Origin of the sequence: Streptomyces sp. NBC_01214 (assembly GCF_026340975.1) — a bacterium.
GTDB lineage: Bacteria > Actinomycetota > Actinomycetes > Streptomycetales > Streptomycetaceae > Streptomyces.
In genome coordinates this window covers 337621-354253 of the sequence record NZ_JAPEOS010000001.1, presented here as the reverse complement: position 1 = coordinate 354253, position 16633 = coordinate 337621, and the positions used below count along the sequence as shown (strand labels likewise).

General features: G+C 71.5%; 13 protein-coding genes and 2 pseudogenes. 4 read left to right on the top strand and 11 right to left on the bottom strand.

The genetic code is table 11. The features are described 5' to 3' along the window. Positions 1-342 precede the first annotated feature (342 nt). Positions 343-2025 (top strand): annotated as a pseudogene (locus OG594_RS01760) (BTAD domain-containing putative transcriptional regulator); the annotation flags it as partial. A 171-nt stretch (positions 2026-2196) separates the two neighbouring features. Here the strand turns inward: OG594_RS01760 and OG594_RS47335 are convergent. The 11 genes and pseudogenes from OG594_RS47335 to ddaH form a co-directional block, all read right to left on the bottom strand. Continuing rightward, positions 2197-2370, bottom strand: a pseudogene (locus OG594_RS47335) (LysE family translocator); the annotation flags it as partial. 20 nt (positions 2371-2390) lie between these two features. Then, on the bottom strand, positions 2391-3686 hold the full coding sequence (locus OG594_RS01755; protein ID WP_266594742.1) for an ATP-grasp domain-containing protein: 1296 nt from the start codon (positions 3684-3686) through the stop codon (positions 2391-2393). Next, complete coding sequence (locus OG594_RS01750) at positions 3673-4632, bottom strand: alpha/beta hydrolase (protein WP_266594741.1); 960 nt, start codon at positions 4630-4632, stop codon at positions 3673-3675. Before OG594_RS01750 ends, OG594_RS01755 begins: the two co-directional genes overlap by 14 nt. Before the next feature lie 76 nt (positions 4633-4708). Further along, on the bottom strand, positions 4709-5995 hold the full coding sequence (locus tag OG594_RS01745) for an MFS transporter (protein ID WP_266594740.1): 1287 nt from the start codon (positions 5993-5995) through the stop codon (positions 4709-4711). Next, a complete protein-coding gene (locus OG594_RS01740) occupies positions 5992-7242 on the bottom strand; it encodes an acetyl-CoA carboxylase biotin carboxylase subunit family protein (RefSeq protein WP_266594739.1) in 1251 nt (416 codons plus the stop codon). The genes OG594_RS01745 and OG594_RS01740 overlap by 4 nt, the downstream gene beginning before the upstream one ends. 124 nt (positions 7243-7366) lie before the next feature. After that, a complete protein-coding gene (locus OG594_RS01735) occupies positions 7367-7741 on the bottom strand; it encodes a Rieske 2Fe-2S domain-containing protein (RefSeq protein ID WP_266594738.1) in 375 nt (124 codons plus the stop codon). Next, on the bottom strand, positions 7732-9156 hold the full coding sequence (locus OG594_RS01730; protein ID WP_266594737.1) for an iron-containing redox enzyme family protein: 1425 nt from the start codon (positions 9154-9156) through the stop codon (positions 7732-7734). Before OG594_RS01730 ends, OG594_RS01735 begins: the two co-directional genes overlap by 10 nt. A 74-nt stretch (positions 9157-9230) precedes the next feature. Then, positions 9231-10316 (bottom strand): 50S ribosomal protein L11 methyltransferase, encoded by a 1086-nt coding sequence (locus OG594_RS01725; protein WP_266602519.1) that lies wholly within the window; start codon positions 10314-10316, stop codon positions 9231-9233. 300 nt (positions 10317-10616) lie between these two features. Then, the gene (locus tag OG594_RS01720) at positions 10617-11399 is read right to left on the bottom strand and encodes a 2OG-Fe(II) oxygenase (RefSeq protein WP_266594736.1); all 783 of its coding nucleotides are present in this window, start codon (positions 11397-11399) and stop codon (positions 10617-10619) included. A gap of 32 nt (positions 11400-11431) precedes the next feature. Continuing rightward, a complete protein-coding gene (locus OG594_RS01715; RefSeq protein ID WP_266594735.1) occupies positions 11432-11986 on the bottom strand; it encodes a methylated-DNA--[protein]-cysteine S-methyltransferase in 555 nt (184 codons plus the stop codon). Positions 11987-12093: 107 nt separating this feature from the next. Further along, positions 12094-12960: a dimethylargininase gene (gene ddaH, locus OG594_RS01710; protein WP_353962627.1), complete on the bottom strand. Its 867-nt coding sequence runs from the start codon at positions 12958-12960 to the stop codon at positions 12094-12096. 318 nt (positions 12961-13278) lie between these two features. Here ddaH and OG594_RS01705 point away from each other — a divergent pair, with 318 nt between their 5' ends. From OG594_RS01705 to OG594_RS01695, 3 genes are read left to right on the top strand one after another with little or no spacing between them, the layout of a single operon-like run. After that, positions 13279-14589, top strand: a complete 1311-nt coding sequence (locus OG594_RS01705) for a SidA/IucD/PvdA family monooxygenase (protein ID WP_266594734.1) — start codon at positions 13279-13281, stop codon at positions 14587-14589. A gap of 54 nt (positions 14590-14643) precedes the next feature. Further along, positions 14644-15012 (top strand): cupin domain-containing protein, encoded by a 369-nt coding sequence (locus tag OG594_RS01700; RefSeq protein WP_266594733.1) that lies wholly within the window; start codon positions 14644-14646, stop codon positions 15010-15012. Then, positions 15009-16628 (top strand): class I tRNA ligase family protein, encoded by a 1620-nt coding sequence (locus tag OG594_RS01695; protein ID WP_266594732.1) that lies wholly within the window; start codon positions 15009-15011, stop codon positions 16626-16628. Before OG594_RS01700 ends, OG594_RS01695 begins: the two co-directional genes overlap by 4 nt. Positions 16629-16633: the final 5 nt, after the last annotated feature.

Below are 16633 nucleotides of genomic sequence, written 5' to 3'. Positions count from 1 at the left end.
CCGGGAGGTGATGGAGATCGTGTTCATGCGCTCCCCGGCGGGACTGGCTCTTTCTCGCCAACTGGCCGATATGCGCGGGATTCTGAAAGTCGGAGGTGCGAGGGGTGCGATGTGATCGGTTCGGAACAAAGGGGGCGAGCCCCTTGATCAGTGGTCGCAACGCGAAGCTAGAGTTGCGGACGAGCCGTGGGCGCTCGGCTGATCGCTCCGGTTCGGATTGCTCAAGATCCAGCGAGGTCTCGGGGGAAGCGTGGTGGCGACCGTTCTGCGCACAGCAATGGAAAAGCGATTCACAAGACGTTTTCTTCTTGCTTTCCTTTCTGTCGCACCCGCATTCCGGACATGATGGGGAACCCCGTCCGCGGCACGGCGACGGCGGACGAAGACTTAAGCGGCGGCAGTTGGTCGTTCGGTGAACGGCTCCTCTCGTTCCGGGGGCGGGAGGGACTGACGCAGCGCGAGCTGGCGGAACGCGCCGGGGTGAGCGTGCGGGTCCTGCGGGACATCGAGCACGGCCGGGTGCACCGGCCCCAGACCCGGACCGTGCGGCTGCTGGCCCGCGTGCTGGGCCTCGACGCGGACACCGCGCGGCAGTTGGCGCCGCCCGCGCGTGAGGCCGTACGCCCGGGGAGCGAGCGGCTCCACATCGGCATCCTCGGCCCGCTGTCCGTCCGGTACCGCGGTGTCGAGACCCACGTCCACGCGGCCAAGGTGCGGCGCCTGCTGGCCCTGCTCGCCCTGCGCTACCCCGAGGCGGCCGGCCTGGGGGAGATCACCCATGCGCTGTGGCCGAAGGACCCGCCGCGTTCGTACCAGAACCTGGTGCACACCTACGTCAGCCAGGCGCGCCGGGTGTTGCTGCTCCCCGGTGGCCGGGCGGGGGCACCGGCCCCCTCGTTCCTGTCGCGCACGCACACGGGCTACGTCCTGGAACTGGAGCGCGACCAGGTCGACCTGACCCAGTTCCAGGACCTGTGGGCACGGGCGCGGCAGGCGCACGGGGCCGGGGACGCGGAAGCCGCCCACGAGCTGGCCGAACGCGCCTACGGCTGCTGGCGCGGCCCGCTGCTGGCCGGCGAGCCGCTGCTGCCGCACCATCCCGCCGCCACGGCGGCCGCCCGGCAGCGGGTCGAGAGCCTGCTGCTCTACACGGACCTGTCCTTGCAGGTGCGGCGGCCCGAGCGGGTGCTGGGTGCGCTGCGCGGTGCCACGGAGGAGGAACCGCTGCACGAGGGACTCCAGGCGCGGCTGATGCTGGTGCTGGCGAGCTGCGGGGAGCAGCGGGAGGCCCTGAAGACCTATTCCGAGGTGGCCCGCGGACTCGACCGGGAGCTCGGCGTCCAGCCGGGTGACGAACTGCGCCGTGCCCACCTGCGGATCCTGCACCAGCAACTGCCGTGGCCGCGGACGGGACCGGCGGCCGCGTGGGCCGCGTTCGACGCGCCGGCCGCGCCCCCGGTCCGGCCGGCCGCACCCCCGGCGAGGCCCCGGCCGTCCCAGACGCCGGCCGCGAGCACGGGCTTCGTCGGCCGCACCGCCGAGCTGAAACGGCTGGACCGGCTGCTCCTGCCCACCGGCGAGCGGGTCGGGCAGGTCCCGGCGGTGCTGGTCACCGGTTTCCCCGGGGTGGGCAAGACGGCGCTGGCCGTGCGCTGGGCGCACCGGGTGCGCGAACGGTTCCCGGACGGGCAGTTGTACGTCGACCTGCACGGGTACGCCGACCGGCGGGCGCTGCATCCGCAGGAGGCCCTCGCCTCGTTCCTGCGCGCCCTGGGCGTCCCCGACGGGGAGCTCCCCCGGTCCCTCGACGAAGCCGCGAACCTGTACCGCACCCTGCTGTCGGACCGGCGGATGCTGATCGTGCCGGACAACGTCCGCGAGGAGAGCCAGATCCGGCCGCTCGTTCCGGGCGCGGCCGGCTGTGCGGTCCTCGTCACCAGCCGCGACACCCTGCCGGGGCTGGTGGCCCGGGACGGTGTGCCGCGGCTCGACCTCAACGTGCTCGGTGAGGACGAGGCGCTCACCTTGCTGTCCCGGCCGACCCGTCGCGTGCGCGGGGACCGTGACCGTGGCCCGGGGCGGTGGCGCCGGGGCCGGGGCCGGGGCCGCGGTCTCGGTGCCGCCGCCGGCCCGGCCGGTGGCCCGCCGCAGGGCGAGCACGGCCCAGCCGAGCAGCACGACCGCGCCGGTCCAGCGGAAGGCCGCGAAGAGCCCCGGACTCGCCGCGAGGAGCGCGGCCAGCCCGGCCGCGCCGAGCCCGGCCTGGACGGCCCCCGCGGTGATCATGCCGAGCGCGGCGGCGGTGGCCACCCGCAGGGAGCCGTTCAGCACCAGATTGGTGATCACGACGAGGTCGGGCCCGGGCGTCATGATCACCACCAGGGAACTGATCAGGAAGGCGGCGGTGTTGATCGCTGCTCCTCGATGGAAAGCCGGAGCTCCGCGGCCCGGACGGCCTCGTAGTCCCGCTGGATCTGCGCGGCGTCGGGGTGGGCGAGGATCACGAACCCGAAGTTGAGGCTGTCGACCAGGTCCCGGGTGGCGGGGACGTGGTCGCCGTCGGCCAGGTTCTGGATCGAGAAGTGGTGGCTGGGCAGGTCGCGGACGACGTCGAGGGCGGCCGTGCCGCGGACGGTTCCGGAGCGGGGCGCGATGTGGAAGACGCACATCTGGTGGACGAGCAGCTCGTAGCCCTGCGGGAGCTCGCCCCCGGTCAGCCAGCGCACGGTCCGGTCGATCTGGCTGTCGCCGGTGGCGTTGCGGTTGAAGCGCGGCTGGCCGCCGCCGTGCGGCCGGGCACCGAGCTCGATGAGCAGCGGTCCCTCCGCCGTGCCCATCACCTCGACGTGGGCCGAGCCGAAGCGCAGCCCCACCGCGTCCAGGACGCCGAAGACGTACTCCGTCAGGCCGGGCAGGGCCGGGTCGTCCGGGGGCAGCCAGCGCATGGTGTCGTAGACGGCCATGTGCGGACCGTTGTCGACCTTGCGGTAGGCGCACACGTCGACCACGGCGTGCTTGCCGTCGTGGCTGAAGGTGTCGATCACGTATTCGGTGCCGGTGACGAACTTCTGGACCAGGAGCCGGTCGTCGACCTCGCCGAACTGGTTGACCCGGCCGATCTGGCGCGCGAACACGCTCCGCCAGTCCTCTCCGCCGGTCAGTTTGATCACGCCGTCGGTGCTGGCGCTCTTGGGCGGCTTGACGACCAGGTCCGCCCCGGCCAGGCCCTCGCGCTCCAGCCAGGACGCCACCTCGTCGGCGTCGGCGGTGCAGATCTGCGGGATGACCGGCAGGCCCGCCGCCGCGACCGCGGCCGCCATGCTGCTCTTGTCCCGCCGCGCCGCCGCGAGTTCGGGCACGTTGCACCGCTCGGGCGTCACGAGCGGGGCGAGCCGTTCGGCCAGTTCCACCCCGGACTCGCAGCCCGCCACGACGCAGCGCGGGTCCAGCGCCCGCAGCCGCTCCGCGACGGCCTCCAGGTCGCCCTCGTAGACGATGATCTCGGGGAAGTCCTGCGGCTGGTAGGAGGAGGCGTAGGCCTCCGGCGGCCGGGGGCCGGTGACCACCGCCACCACCGGGACGCCGTGGTCGGCCAGCGTCTGTGCGAACAGCGCCCCCGAGGAGTACGGGTCGACGATCACGCAGGGGCCCTGCGGCGCGTCCGGGATCCGCTCAGCGCTCGTCACGGCCGGCCGCCTCTCCGGCCGCCAGGGCGGCCACGGCGTCGCAGTAGCGGGCGAAGAACGCCCCGGCCGGCTCGCTGATCCGGCGGGCGCGCACCGGGGCGTGCACCATCCCCTCCTCCATCACGTACGTCACCGGCGTGCCGTTCTGCCGCAGCCGGGCGGTGTACTTCTCGGCGTCCACGCGCAGCGAGTCCATCTCGCAGCCCACGACGTAGGCGGGCGGCAGGTCGTGGAAGGTGCCGGTGAGCAGCGGCGAGACGTACGGGAGTTCCGCCTGCCCGGGCTCCGGGCAGTAGCAGGCGGTGTAGAACTCCATCTCCCCGCCGGAGAGCAGGGGCGCGTCCTCGCCGCCGTGCCGCCACCGGGTGAAGTCGAGCACCGGGCTGATCACCGCCTGGCCGCGCAGCCGGGGGCCGCCCCGGTCGCGGGCGATCATCGAGAGGACGACGGCCATGTTGGCGCCGGAGCTCTCTCCGCAGAGCACCGCGCCCTCGGGGTCGATGCCGTCGAGCCCGAGGGCGGGCAGGTCGGCCAGCGTGCCGCACAGTCCGGCGTAACAGTCCTCCAGCGGGCCGGGGTGCGGGTTCTCCGGGGCCATGCCGAAATCGAGGGCGATCGCCACCAGGCCGGTTCGGTCGGCGAGTTCGGCGACCAGGCTGTGGTGGCTGTGGAGGGAGCCGATGACGAAGCCGCCGCCGCGTATGTAGAACAGCACGGCGTCGCCCGTGCGCCGGGCCGGCTCGTAGATGCGGATGCGGGCGGTGCGCCCGCCGTGGGTGACGCTCGCGTCCCGGTGGCTGACGCCCTCGGGCACGGGGATCGGGAGGACCTCGGTCAGCCCGTCGTACAGGGCGCGCTGTCGTTCGACGGGGTAGGTGTAGAAGTCCGGCGGCAGGGCGCCGTCGACCGTCTTCACGAAATTCTCGATGCCGTCTGCGTAGGCCATGGGCAGCTTCGCTCACTTCCGGATCACGGCGTGCCGGGCAACCGCGGCACGGGGGACGGGGGACGGGGGACGGGGCTCAGGGTGTTTCGGCGGGCGTCGGCGCGGTGGCCGGCTCGGCGTCCGCGGTCCGCCGCTGCTCGTCGGCCGGGGGTTCGGCCATGCCGATCAGGGTGACGACGACGGCGACGGCGGTCAGCGCTCCGCACAGCCACCACACGGAGGCGGCCGAGGCCTGCCAGGCCGCGATGCCGATCACCGGGCCCACCGCGTAGCCGATCTGCATCGGGAAGGCGGAGGCCGCGATGTAGCGGCCCCGCAGGTGCGCGGGGGCGACCTTGCCGGGCCAGGCGGAGGCGGTCGGGGTGCCGATCATCTCGCCGACCGTCCACACCACTGTCGCGATCACGAACATGGCCATGCCGGGACCGGCCACGTACAGGTTCATGCCGACGCCGACCAGGCCGACGCCCAGCGCGACGGCGAACCGACCCGGGAGGTGCTGCACGTACTTGGTGAACAGCAGTTCCAGGCAGATGACCATGGCCGCGTTCAACGAGAGCAGGGTGGAGTAGAAGGTCGGTCCGTGGCCGTCCGCCTTGAGCTGGAGCGGCAGCGCGGAGGTGTGCTGGATGTAGACGACGGCGTTGAGGAAGAGCGCCAGCAGGAACAGCAGGTAGCGACGGTCGCGGAGCACGGCCAGGTACGACCGGCCGTCGGCCTGCGGATCCCGGGCGCCGGGACCGGCGCTGTGGCCGGTCTTCACCAGGACCAGGGCGAAGAGGGCGAAGCCGACCGACGTCACCGCGTCGATGTAGAACATCAGGTCGTACGAGTAGCTGATGAGCAGGGCGCCGAGCAGCGGGCCCGCGGTGGTGCCGAGGTTGAACGCCATGCGGTAGACCGCGAACACCATCACGTGGTGTTCCTCGGGGGTGGCCTCCACCAGCAGAGCCGAGGAGGCGGGCCGGTAGGCCTGGGCGGCGATGCCGATCACCGCGGCCACCGTGATCACCACGGGCAGGCTGTCGAGGTGGACCAGGCTGAGGGTGAGCAGGCCGGCGAGGGCCATGGAGCCGACGATGGTCCACGCGTAGCCGACCCGGTCGGAGATCGAGCCGCCCGCCAGGACGCCGACGACCGAACCCACTCCGTACGCACCGAGGGCGAAGGCGGCCGCGGACGTGCTGAAGCCCTTGTCGGTCAGGTAGAGCACCAGGTAGATCTGGAGGAAATTGCCCAGCCGGTTGATCAGCATGCCGACCAGGACCAGCCAGATCGGTCCCGGGATCCCGCGCAGGGTCTGTACGACGGACGGCCGGGCGGCCTTGCGGCCCTCCGGAGCGTCGGGTCCGGTGTTCGTCACGGAGCGGGTACCTCCGCCGGGCGGGAGTCGAGCTCCACGATCTCGGGGGCGCTCAGCAGGGCGGCGCGGGCCTGCTCGACCGAGTCGGCGAGGGCGATCACGCGGGCGTAGCGGGAGATGTAGCCGCGCGGCGGCAGGCGCAGCACCGCGCCGGGGCCCGCCATCGCGTCGGCGCTGTGCACACCGGCCGGGAAGCGGTCCTCGTGGACGGTCACGGCATCGATCTCGATGTCCTCGTCCGGGTACAGGAAGGCGATGGCCGCGGCCTTGCGGTGGCGCACCTTGGTGTCTGGACGGGCGCCCGCGGCGGTGTCCGCCGCCGCCATCGCCACGTCGACCCCGGTGGCCAGCTCCCCGAGGTAGGGGATCATGTCCCCGCCGAGGCGGGCGTTGACCTCCATCAGGCGCAGTCCGCCGGCGGTGATGCGGAATTCGGTGTGGCTGACGCCGGTGTGGAAGTCCAGCGCGGCGTGCGCGGACCGCAGCGCCTCCAGCAGCCCGGGATCGGTCAGCAGCGGGTCGGCCCCGTCGACCTCGTGACCCGTCTCCTCGAAGAAGGGGGCCAGGCCGACCTGCTTGCGGGCGACGACGAGCGGAACGCACTCCCCGTCGAAGAAGACCGCGTCGACGCTGATCTCGGGGCCGTCGGCGAACTCCTCGACGAGCACCGACACGTCGAAGACGGGAACACCGGGGTAGGAGGCGCCGGAAGCCGCCCGGTACGCGCTCTCCACGTCATCGGGGCCGTCGGCCTTGCGCACGCCCATCCCGCCGGCCAACCCGCGCGGCTTCAGCACGACGGGGAAGCCGATCTTCTCCGCCGCCGCCCGGGCTTCGGCCAGCGACCGTACGCCGATCGAGGCCGGCTGCGGCACCCGGGCCGACTCCAGCGCGGACCGCGTGGCGGCCTTGTCCCGGCACGCGATGACGGACTCGGGGGAGTTGCCCGGCAGCCCCAGCGCCCGGGCCACGTGCGCGGCGGGGGTCACGAGCCCCTCGTCGTAGCAGAACACACCGGTCGGGGTGTGCTCGGCGGCCACCTGCCGGGCGGCCGCCGTCAGCGCGTCCGGGTCGGTGTTGTCCACGATCGTGGAGCCCACGACGTACGGCTCTTCCCAGCTCACCGGTGCGGGCTGGAGGAGCCATAACGCGTAACGCGTGCTCACCGTCCGCAGAATGAACTCCCTGCTGCGCTGGCCGCTGCTTCCGATCAGCAGCAGAAGCGGCTTCTCGCCGTCCCACGCCATGGTCCACACTCCTCGTTCGTCGTCGTGCGTTCGGCCGGTGCGCCGCCACCTGTAGAACACCGGGGCGGTCCGGGCCGTTGCACCCGGCGCCGGATGTCCGGCGCCGGGTGCAACGGGAGGGGGATCAGACCGCCGCGCCCGGGCGGGCGAGTGCGGGCGACAGCGGCCGGTACTCACGGCTCGTGCGGCCGCAGTCGCCGGCCGGGGCCGCCCGGCCGGCGGCGGGACGGTCGGGGAAGACCGCCGTGACCCGGTTCCCGGTCCGTACGGCCGGGACCTCGGCCCGCAGCCGCGCCGCGGACGTCTTGCGGTCGTGCCAGGGGCAGACGAGCCGGCCGGCGTCCGGTGTCACACCGGCCAGGTGGAGCGGGCCGCCGCGGTGGGGGCACGAGGCGTTCATCACGAAGCCGCGGCCGTCGAGCGTGGCGTACACATAGGCCGTCCCGGCGACGACCACGCAGTTCTCCCGCCCCGCGACGGGGAAGCTCACTACAGGCATGTGCGGTAATCCCCCACCGAGTGGATCTCGTAGACGCACTCCTCGGACAGGATGTCGGCGCCGTGCAGCCGGTTGCGCCGGATGACGACCCCCTCTCCCGCCTCCAGCGTCAGCGACGAGCCGAGCCCGCTCTCGAAGCGCATGGTGCCGGAAACGATGTGGCAGAGCTCGTCGCCCTCGTGGCAGTGCGTGTTCGACAGCTCGTTGAAGGGCTCGACCAGGTGCGCCACCGGCGCCTGGACCCGACCCTCCTTGATGGCCTCGTAGACGGGACCGTGCAGCTTCTTGAGCTCCGGCTGGTCGTCCATCCAGGAGATCTGCGCGACGAAGTCCTTGTCGGCGACCTCGAGGAGCACCCGGTACTCCTCGATGCCGCGGACGATCTCGGGGATGATCCCCTCGCCGTGCGCCTCGATGAGCGGCGCGATGATCTTCTCGCGCGCCATGCGGCCGTGGTGCTGGTCGATGTGGACGTGCTCGGTGAAGTAGGTGGTGTCGACCGGGTCGCCGAAGACGCCGTGCAGCAGGCGGTCGGCCCGCCGGCAGAAGTCGACCAGCGAGCTTTCCGTGTAGAACAGGGCGCCGACGTAGCGGAAGAACAGCTCGTGGTTCTTGCCCAGGTAGTGGAAGTAGTTGTTCAGCAGCAGGCTGCTGTTGAGGTAGTACTGCCAGTACCGGTGGAGGTCAGACTTCAGGCCGACGGACTCCAGGGTCCGCTCGAACAGGGTGCTGTGCTTGGTGTCGTGCACGCCGTAGCCGTACTCGTCGATGACGACCTTGAACCACTCGGACTGGACCGGCCCGTAGTAGCCGAGGACGTTGCGCATCATCGGCGACGCCTCGGACAGGAAGTCGGGGGCGAACTGCACCAGCCACATGCGGGCGGCGCGCTCGGGGTCGGCGGAGCCGGTGACGGCCGCTTCGATGGGTGACAGCTCCTCGCCGCCGCCCATGTCGAGGGAGTCGAGGTAACTGTCCAGGCTCGCCCTCGTCCACTTCCCGGACGTCTCGACCTCGTCGTCGAGGAAACCGAAGGCGTACCGCTCCAGCGCCGGCCGTATCCGCTCCCCGAGCGCCCGGTTGGCCGGACTGTAGAACGCGCGGAAGTCCTCCTCCTTGCCCTCCTTGCCCTCCAGGCCGGACTTGGGGAAGAACACCAGGTCCGCCTCGTAGATGGAGGTGAGCAGGCGCTGCACGGCCAGGCTCGTGTAGTCGAGGACGTTCTCCCGGCCCGGCACCTTGTCGAAGTCGAGGTGCGGCAGGATCTGCGGGCGCAGCTGGCGACGGTAGGGGTTGTCGTCGTTCTGCCAGTCCAGGTTGTCGAGGAAGATCGGGTTCGTGGCGTACTGCACGATCGCGTCGCGCAGTTCGGTGCCGCTGAGTTCGAACGGGACGTGCTGCGGTGCGTGACTCATTGCGTTCTCCTTGGTCCGGATGCGCAGGAGGTACGGCCGGCGGCGGTACGGGGCGGGCCCGCTAGCGGTGTCGATCAGACGTGCACGCTGAGGGAGAAGTCGCTCCACCGGAGCCGGAGCGGGACGCTCTCGCCGGCCTTCACCTGGACGGTCTTCTCCAGCGGGACCCAGCCCTGCATCCAGTGCGACGTGGTGTTCTCCGGGGAGTTGGTCAGCGTGGTGCCGGCCGCCATGTCCAGCTCGAACCAGACGACCAGGGCGTGCGCTTCCCCGTCGGTGCTCGCGGTGAGGTCGATCTGGCGTTCGCCCGGCTCCAGGGGGTCCTCGGCCAGGTCGAACCCGACGACCGTGGTGGTCTCGGACAGGAACCGGTGGGGCCAGGTGCTCAGGCGCACCGGCAGGTGGCCCCGGGTGGAGAGCGTGTTCATCAGCGAGACGTCGAAGCCGCCGGCCGTGGTGACCTGGTTGAGCCGCTGGATGTCCTCGCTGCTGACCAGCCGGCCCAGGATCCGGGCCGCGGAGGGGAACATGGTGCCGCCGGGCTTCAGCAGGTGCCGGCGCGCGTGCCGGATCGACGGCAGCAGGCCCTCGCCGATGAGACCGCAGTCGACGATCTCCGAGACCAGTACGTCCACCGGGGCGTCGAGGTCACGGCCGATCTCCAGCGCGGTCGACGGCTTTCCGATCACCGTGATGACCTCGCTGAAGCCGTGGGCGTCGATCACCTGCCGGGCCACCTCCGCGAGCAGCGGATTCATCTCGCAGGTGATGACGCGCGCCGCGCCCGCCCGGGCCGCCGCCATGGCGAGCAGCCCGCTCCCCGAGCCGATGTCCAGCACGGTCGCTCCGGAGGGAACGCCCCGGGCCAAGGCGCCGGCCAGGGCGTCGTTGCGCTCGGTGTCGTTCAGCATCGCGAAGTGCCAGCGGGGCACGGTTCTGCGGGCGATCCGGGTGAAGACCTCGGAGTCGGTGGACGGACCGCCCGCTGGTGTCGTGAGCAGGGCGGACGCCTGCTCGGCTATGTCGTTCATCTCCTGCGCCAGCGATTGCAGGGACGCGGTGATGAGCCGGTGTTGAGAGCTGTTGAGCGACAGGCTCGGACCGTCGGGTCCGGGATCGTGCCCCGAAGTCGTGACCTGTGCGCCCTGGACGTGCTGCATGTTCGCCACCGCTCCTCACGTTGGACCGCCCGATCAGCCGTGGTGCACGACGGCCCGTCAAGATCGGCGCTCCGTCGCAAGGCGACCGTACGGAAGCCCGGTGGGGCGGAACTCCAGCGGAACTCCAGCGCGAGCGGCGGTTCTGCCGGGGTCGGGCGCGGCGCACGCGGCGCTGACCCGCGGGAACCGCGCGCCGCGCCGGTCCGCTGGAACGGGGCGGCAGAAACCGGGTCCTCGGACCGGAGGATTCCGCCGCCTTCCGGTAGCGACGTTCCCGGTAGAGACGTTCCCTACGACGACCTAGCGCGCGTCGTGGAAGATGACGCCCAGAACGTGGCGCTGCCCGCTGAGGACGGCGCTCACGCCGTGCCGCAACGTCACCCGGCTCCAGCCACGCACCGAGCGCACCGGGCGGTGGTCGACCGTGAAGATCAGGCCCTGGCCCTGGGTCGGCCGCCTGACGAGCGGGCGGGACTGGGCGCGCGGGCGCTGCTCGACGAACACGCTCTCCCCGCCGGTGAAGTCCTCGTCCGGGCGGTCGAGCATGATCGCCACCTGGAGCGGGAAGGTCAGGTCACCGTAGACGTCCTGGTGCAGGCAGTTGTAGCCGCCCCGCCCGTACCGGAGCAGGAGCGGGGTCGGGCGGTGCTGCCCGGCGGCCGCGCACGCCTCGACCAGTCCCTCGTGGTCGGGGGCGAAGGCCGGCTGCCCCAGACGCCGCGCCCACTCGTTGGCGATCAGGGCGAGCGGTGGGTACAGCCGCTCCCTGAGGTCCTGGACGAGTTCGGGCAGCGGGTAGGCGAAGTAGCGGTAGAGGCCTTCGCCGAAGCGGTGCCGCGCCATGGTCACGGTGCTGCGGAAGGCGGTGGGGTGGTCGAAGAGTTCCCGCAGCTCCGCACACTGCTCGGGCGACAGCAGCGGCGGGGTCACCGCCACCCCCTCGGCGTTCAGTTCCGCGGCCAGCCCCGTCCAGTCGAGGGTTCCTGGCGCGGAGGGCGCGGAGGGCGCGGAGGGCGCGGAGGGGGCGAAGACCGGGCCGGGCAGTTCGAGGCCGGGGAGCTGGGACGGCTCGTACGCGCTCACATGCTCTGCTTTCTGCAGCGGGGAGGGCGGATTCAGGCGGCCGGCGCGGCCGCGGCTTCGAGGGCGAGGAGACGGCGCTTGGCCTCCAGCCCTCCCGCGTAGCCGCTGAGACTGCCCGTGGAGCCGATGATCCGGTGGCAGGGCAGCACCACGCACAGCGGATTGGCTCCCAGCGCCGTGCCGACGGCGCGCGCGGCGCCGGGCCGGTCCAGGGCCCGGGCGAGCTCCGCGTAGGTCGCGGTGCGCCCGTACGGGACGAACTCGGCCAGCATCAGGTTGGTGCGCCGGCTGAACGGGGTGGCGAGCCGCAGGTCCGTCGCGACGGTGAAGTCCCGGCGCGTACCGGCCAGGTACGCGTCGATCTGTTCCCGGGCCTCGTCCAGGACCTTCCGTCCCGGTGCGCCCGCCTCCTCCGGTCCGGCTGGGCGCAGTCCGGCCCGGCCGAGGCGCTCCGCGGCTTCTTCGGTGGTGCCGTAACAGCACAGCACGAGCGCGTCGTCCGTCGCCGCCAGCACGAGCGGCCCCACGGGCGTGGGATGGATCGCCACCGTGGCGCTGGCACCGCTGAGCGGACCGGGGGTCGGCATGGCGGGACTCCTTCGTTCGTCATGATCTTCGTTCGTCACGACCCGGCCCACCGCCAGGGCCGTGCGGCGACGGTAGGAACACCGTCGCCGCCGAAAGGGTTGCGCGGTCAGCGATCGCGCAGTTCCAGCGTGCAGCACTTGACGCTGCCGCCGGCCTTGAGCAGCTCGGAGAGCTCGACCCCGATCGGCTCGAAGCCGCGCGCCCGCAGCTTGGCGTGCAGGCCGGTGGCCGCGGCCGGCAGGAGCACGTGGCGGCCGTCGGAGAAGGCGTTGAGGCCGAAGACGGCCGCGTCCTCGGCGGTGGCCAGGATCGCCGTGGGGAACAGGGCGCGCAGTACGGCCTGGCTGCCCTGGGAGAAGGCGGCCGGGTAGTACATGACCTCGTCCTCGGACAGCACGGAGAGTGCGGTGTCCAGGTGGTAGAACTCCGGGTTCACCAAGGTCAGCGAGGTGACCGGGAGGCCGAAGAACTCCTGCGCCTCCGCGTGGGAGCGCGGGTCCGTGCGGAATCCGGTGCCGGCCAGCAGGCGGCGGCCGACGGTGAGGATGTCGCCCTCGCCCTCGTTGACGAATTCGGGCCACAGCGTGTCCGTGTAGCCGCGGCCCTCCAGCCACCGCAGGTACGCGGGTCCCTCGGCGGTGCGCTCCGCGTGCCGGAACCGGGCCCCGTAGACCTTGCCGTCGACGACGGTGGCGCCGTTGGCCGCGAACACCATGTCGGGCAGGCCCTCGATGGGGTCTATCTCCTCGACCACGTGGCCGAGTTCGAGGTACAGGTCGCGCAGGCCCTCCCACTGGCTGACGGCGAGCGCGTTGTCCGTGGCGTGCTGCGGGTTCATCCACGGGTTGATCGAGTACGTGACGTCGTAGTGCCGGGGTCGGCACATCAGCAGACGTCGGCGCGTGGCGACCCGTGTGGGGCTCTCCGAACGGTAGAGCGCGCCGGCAGGGGTGATGGGCTCGGTGAGCGGCACGAGGGCTCCTTCTCATGGGGTTTCGATGGAAGCCCGGCTGCCCGAGGGATGGTTCGGCCAGCCGGATGCGTGTGACGCAACTGATCACGAGAACCAATGGAAATGGCACTCGGAGTTGACCGGAAGTAATCGGTGACACCGGCCAATCAACCCGCCCGCGAGGGCCGTCGCCGAGTTGATTGTCCGTGGCCGAGACGGCTTCCGGGCAATCGGCCGCTGCCATGGAATGTGGTCATCACCCGGAAGGCAACGCAAGGACGCGAACCGTCCTGCCTGACCGTACGAACCTGTCCACCTGTTCCATCTGGAGGTACTTCCATGGCGCATCGCAAGGTCGAACTGCTCGCAGTCGGCGCAGGCCCGGCGAACCTGGCGCTGGCGGTCGCCGTCGAGGAGCTCGCACCCGAGCTGGCCGGTGACACCCTGCTGATCGAGCGCGAGCAGGACATCGTGTGGCAGCGAGGCATGCTGCTGCCCGACGCGCTCAGCCAGGTGTCCTTCCTCAAGGACCTGGTCACCATGCGCAATCCGTGCAGCAGATTTTCCTTCGTCAATTTCCTTCACTCGCAGGCGCGTCTCGACGCCTTCGTCAACCTGGCGAGTTTCGTCCCTTACCGCAGCGAGATATCCGAGTACCTGCAATGGGTCGCCAATGAACTGGAGACGGTGCAGGTCGAATACGGCCGCGAATGCGCCGGCGTCGAGGCGGTGACGGGGGACGACGGCGAGGTCGCCGGCTGGCTGGTCACCCTTGCCGACGGCGACACCATCGGCTGCCGCTACCTCGTGATCGGTGCGGGCCGTGACGCCCACGTCCCCGCCGTGTTCGACGGTCTGCCGGCCGAGCGCGTCATCCACAGCACCCAGTACACGCAGCGCATCGCCGGGGTGCGGGCCGACCTGCCGCACCGCGTCGCGGTGATCGGCGGCGCGCAGAGCGCGGCCGAGCTGTTCGGCGCCGCGCTGCGGGACCTGCCCGAGTGCAAGCCGACGATGATCATGCGCTCCATCGGTCTGAACGGCTACGAGAGCAGCAAGTTCACCAACGAGCTCTACTACACGTCCTTCATCGACGAGTTCTACGGCTCCTCGCCCGAGGCCCGCCAGCAGCTCCTCGCCGAGATGTACCGCTCCAACTACGGCGGTCTCTCCCCCGCCACCCTGGACGGCCTGTACCGGCAGTTCTACCAGGACCGCCGCTCCGGCCAGGAACGCCTGGGCATGCACGCCATGACGGACGTGACCGGCGCCCGCATGGACGGCGACGAGGTCGTCCTGACCCTCGTCGACCGCAAGTCGGGCGCCGAGCGGGAGATGCGCACGGACCTGGTGCTCCTGGGCACCGGCTTCGTCCGCGAGATGCCGTGGGCGGTCAAGGCCCTCGCGGAGTCGATCGGTGTCGAGGAGATCAACGTGAGCCGCAACTACCGGCTCGACCTCGGCCGCCCCGCGACCGCCGCCTGCTACTTGCAGGGCGTCAACGAGGCCACCCACGGCATCGCCGACTCGCTGCTCAGCGTGCTCGCGGGCCGCTCCGCCGAGATCACCGAGGACATCCTGGCGCACCGCCGGACCCGTTCCGTGGAAATCCCTGACGTGCGGGAGCTCGCTCTCGCCGGCGCGGTCTGAGACCCGCGCACCCCTCACGCGCCGTACCCGACCGACGAGGAGAGACCGAAGCACATGCTCACCCAGCCACTCGACCGCGAAGGACTGACGCACGAGAACGGCCTCGACGCGCAGCGGCTGCTGCCCTGGCCCGAGCTCAACGCCCCGTTCGAAGGGTCCTGGTGCGTGATCCGCCCCGGCACCGCATCGACCGCCCACGCCCACCACGAGTACGAGATCTTCATCGCCGTCGCCGGCACCGCCGTCCTGGAATCGGGCGGCGTCCGCAAGCCCTTCACGACCGGGGACATCGTGCACTTCACCCCCGGCTCCGACCACCGGGTGATCAACGAGTCCGACGAGGACTTCGAGATGTACAGCGTCTGGTGGGACCTCGACATGACGCAGCGGTTCGCAGCCCGCCACGAAGGAGCCCAGGCATGACACGCCGTACGGTCATCATCGCGCCGCCGCCCACCCCGAACGGGGACCTGCACACCGGGCACCTGGCGGGCCCGTACCTGGCGGGCGACGTGTACGCACGCTACCTGCGGGCGTCGGACCGGCCGGTTATCTTCACCAGCGGTACCGACGACAGCCAGACCTACGTGGTGGCCAGCGCCGCCCGCGCCGGTCTGACCCCGGAGGAGCTGGCCCTGCGCTCCGCCACCCAGATCCGCGCCACCCTGGAGGCGGCCGGCATCTCCGTCGACGGCTTCGCCCCCTTCGACAAGGGCTACCGCCAGACCGTCATCGACTTCGTCACCGACCTCCACAGCGAGGGGGCCTTCCGGCTCAAGACGGTGCTGCTGCCGTACGTCGAGGCCACCGGCGAGTACCTGATGGAGGGCCTGGTCGCCGGCGACTGCCCGGTGTGCCTCGTGGAGAGCCGCGGCGGACTGTGCGAGTCCTGCGGACACCCCAACAACTTCGACGAACTGCTGCGCCCCCGCTCCACCGTCGACCCGGACGCCGTGGTCACCCACCGCGAGGCGCAGATCCTCGTCCTGCCGATGGAGGAGTACCGCGACCGGCTCGCCGACTACTACGTCCGGCACCGGGACGTGCTGCGCCCGCACACCGCGCAGCTCGTCCGGGAGGCGCTGGACCGCCCGCTGCCGGACTTCCCGATCACCTACCCCACCGCGTGGGGCATCCCGGCGCCGTTCACCGAGACGCCGGGCCAGGTCCTCAACGCCTGGGCCGAGGGCATGGCCGCTTCGATGTACTGCACCTGGTACGCGGCCGAGCAGCTCGGTGAGCACACCGACCGCTTCGACGAGCACTGGCTGTCCGAGCACGGCATCGACCTCGTGTACTTCCTCGGATTCGACAACGTCTACTTCTGGGGCATGACGCACCTGGCCCTGCTGATGGCGCACGGCGACCGGTACGTCGAGCCGCACGCCATCGTGTCGAACGAGTTCTACGAACTGGAGAACCAGAAGTTCTCGACAAGCAAAGGCCACGTGGTGTGGGCCGCCGATCTGGTGGCCGAGGTACCGCGCGACCTGGTGCGCTTCTACCTGGCGCTCACCGCGCCGGAGCACTCCCGGACGAACTTCAGCCGTGAGGCGCTGGAGACCCTGTCGAGCTCCCGGCTGGTCGATCCGTGGAACGACCTCGCGGGCCGGCTGGACCAGCTGCTCGCAGGGGTTGCGGCGGACGCGCTGCTGCCGGTCTCCGAGACCGGTGCGCAGGAGGCGGGGATCGTCGTCGAGCGGTTCCGTTCCCACTACGAGCTGGAGAGCTTCAGCCTCCACCGGGCCGCGGACCTGATCGTCGTCCACCTCGACCGGCTGCTGAAGCAGGCGGACCGGGTGTCCCCGGGCGTCCCGAGCGACCTCGGCGACCTGGTCCTCGCCGTCCGGACGCTGACCGCGTGCGCCGCTCCGCTGCTCGTCGACCTCGCGGCCCGTGCCGAGCGGGCCGGCGCCGACCTCGGCCTGCCGGCCGGTGCCTTCCCGACCGACCCCGTCGCTCCGCTGCGACTCCCCCTCCTGTCGACCGCGGCCCTGGCCTTCGCGCCCGTGGCCGAGCCGGCCGACATCCGAGCCTGACCTCC

Bases quoted from the DNA above. Each gene is read 5' to 3' on its own strand.
- OG594_RS01705 (WP_266594734.1), top strand. From the start codon at position 13,279: ATGGCGCATCGCAAGGTCGAACTGCTCGCAGTCGGCGCAGGCCCGGCG.
- OG594_RS01695 (WP_266594732.1), top strand. From the start codon at position 15,009: ATGACACGCCGTACGGTCATCATCGCGCCGCCGCCCACCCCGAACGGG.
- OG594_RS01740 (WP_266594739.1), bottom strand. From the start codon at position 7,242: ATGGCGTGGGACGGCGAGAAGCCGCTTCTGCTGCTGATCGGAAGCAGC.
- OG594_RS01700 (WP_266594733.1), top strand. From the start codon at position 14,644: ATGCTCACCCAGCCACTCGACCGCGAAGGACTGACGCACGAGAACGGC.
- OG594_RS01725 (WP_266602519.1), bottom strand. From the start codon at position 10,316: ATGCAGCACGTCCAGGGCGCACAGGTCACGACTTCGGGGCACGATCCC.
- OG594_RS01715 (WP_266594735.1), bottom strand. From the start codon at position 11,986: ATGCCGACCCCCGGTCCGCTCAGCGGTGCCAGCGCCACGGTGGCGATC.
- OG594_RS01735 (WP_266594738.1), bottom strand. From the start codon at position 7,741: ATGCCTGTAGTGAGCTTCCCCGTCGCGGGGCGGGAGAACTGCGTGGTC.
- OG594_RS01730 (WP_266594737.1), bottom strand. From the start codon at position 9,156: ATGAGTCACGCACCGCAGCACGTCCCGTTCGAACTCAGCGGCACCGAA.
- OG594_RS01750 (WP_266594741.1), bottom strand. From the start codon at position 4,632: ATGGCCTACGCAGACGGCATCGAGAATTTCGTGAAGACGGTCGACGGC.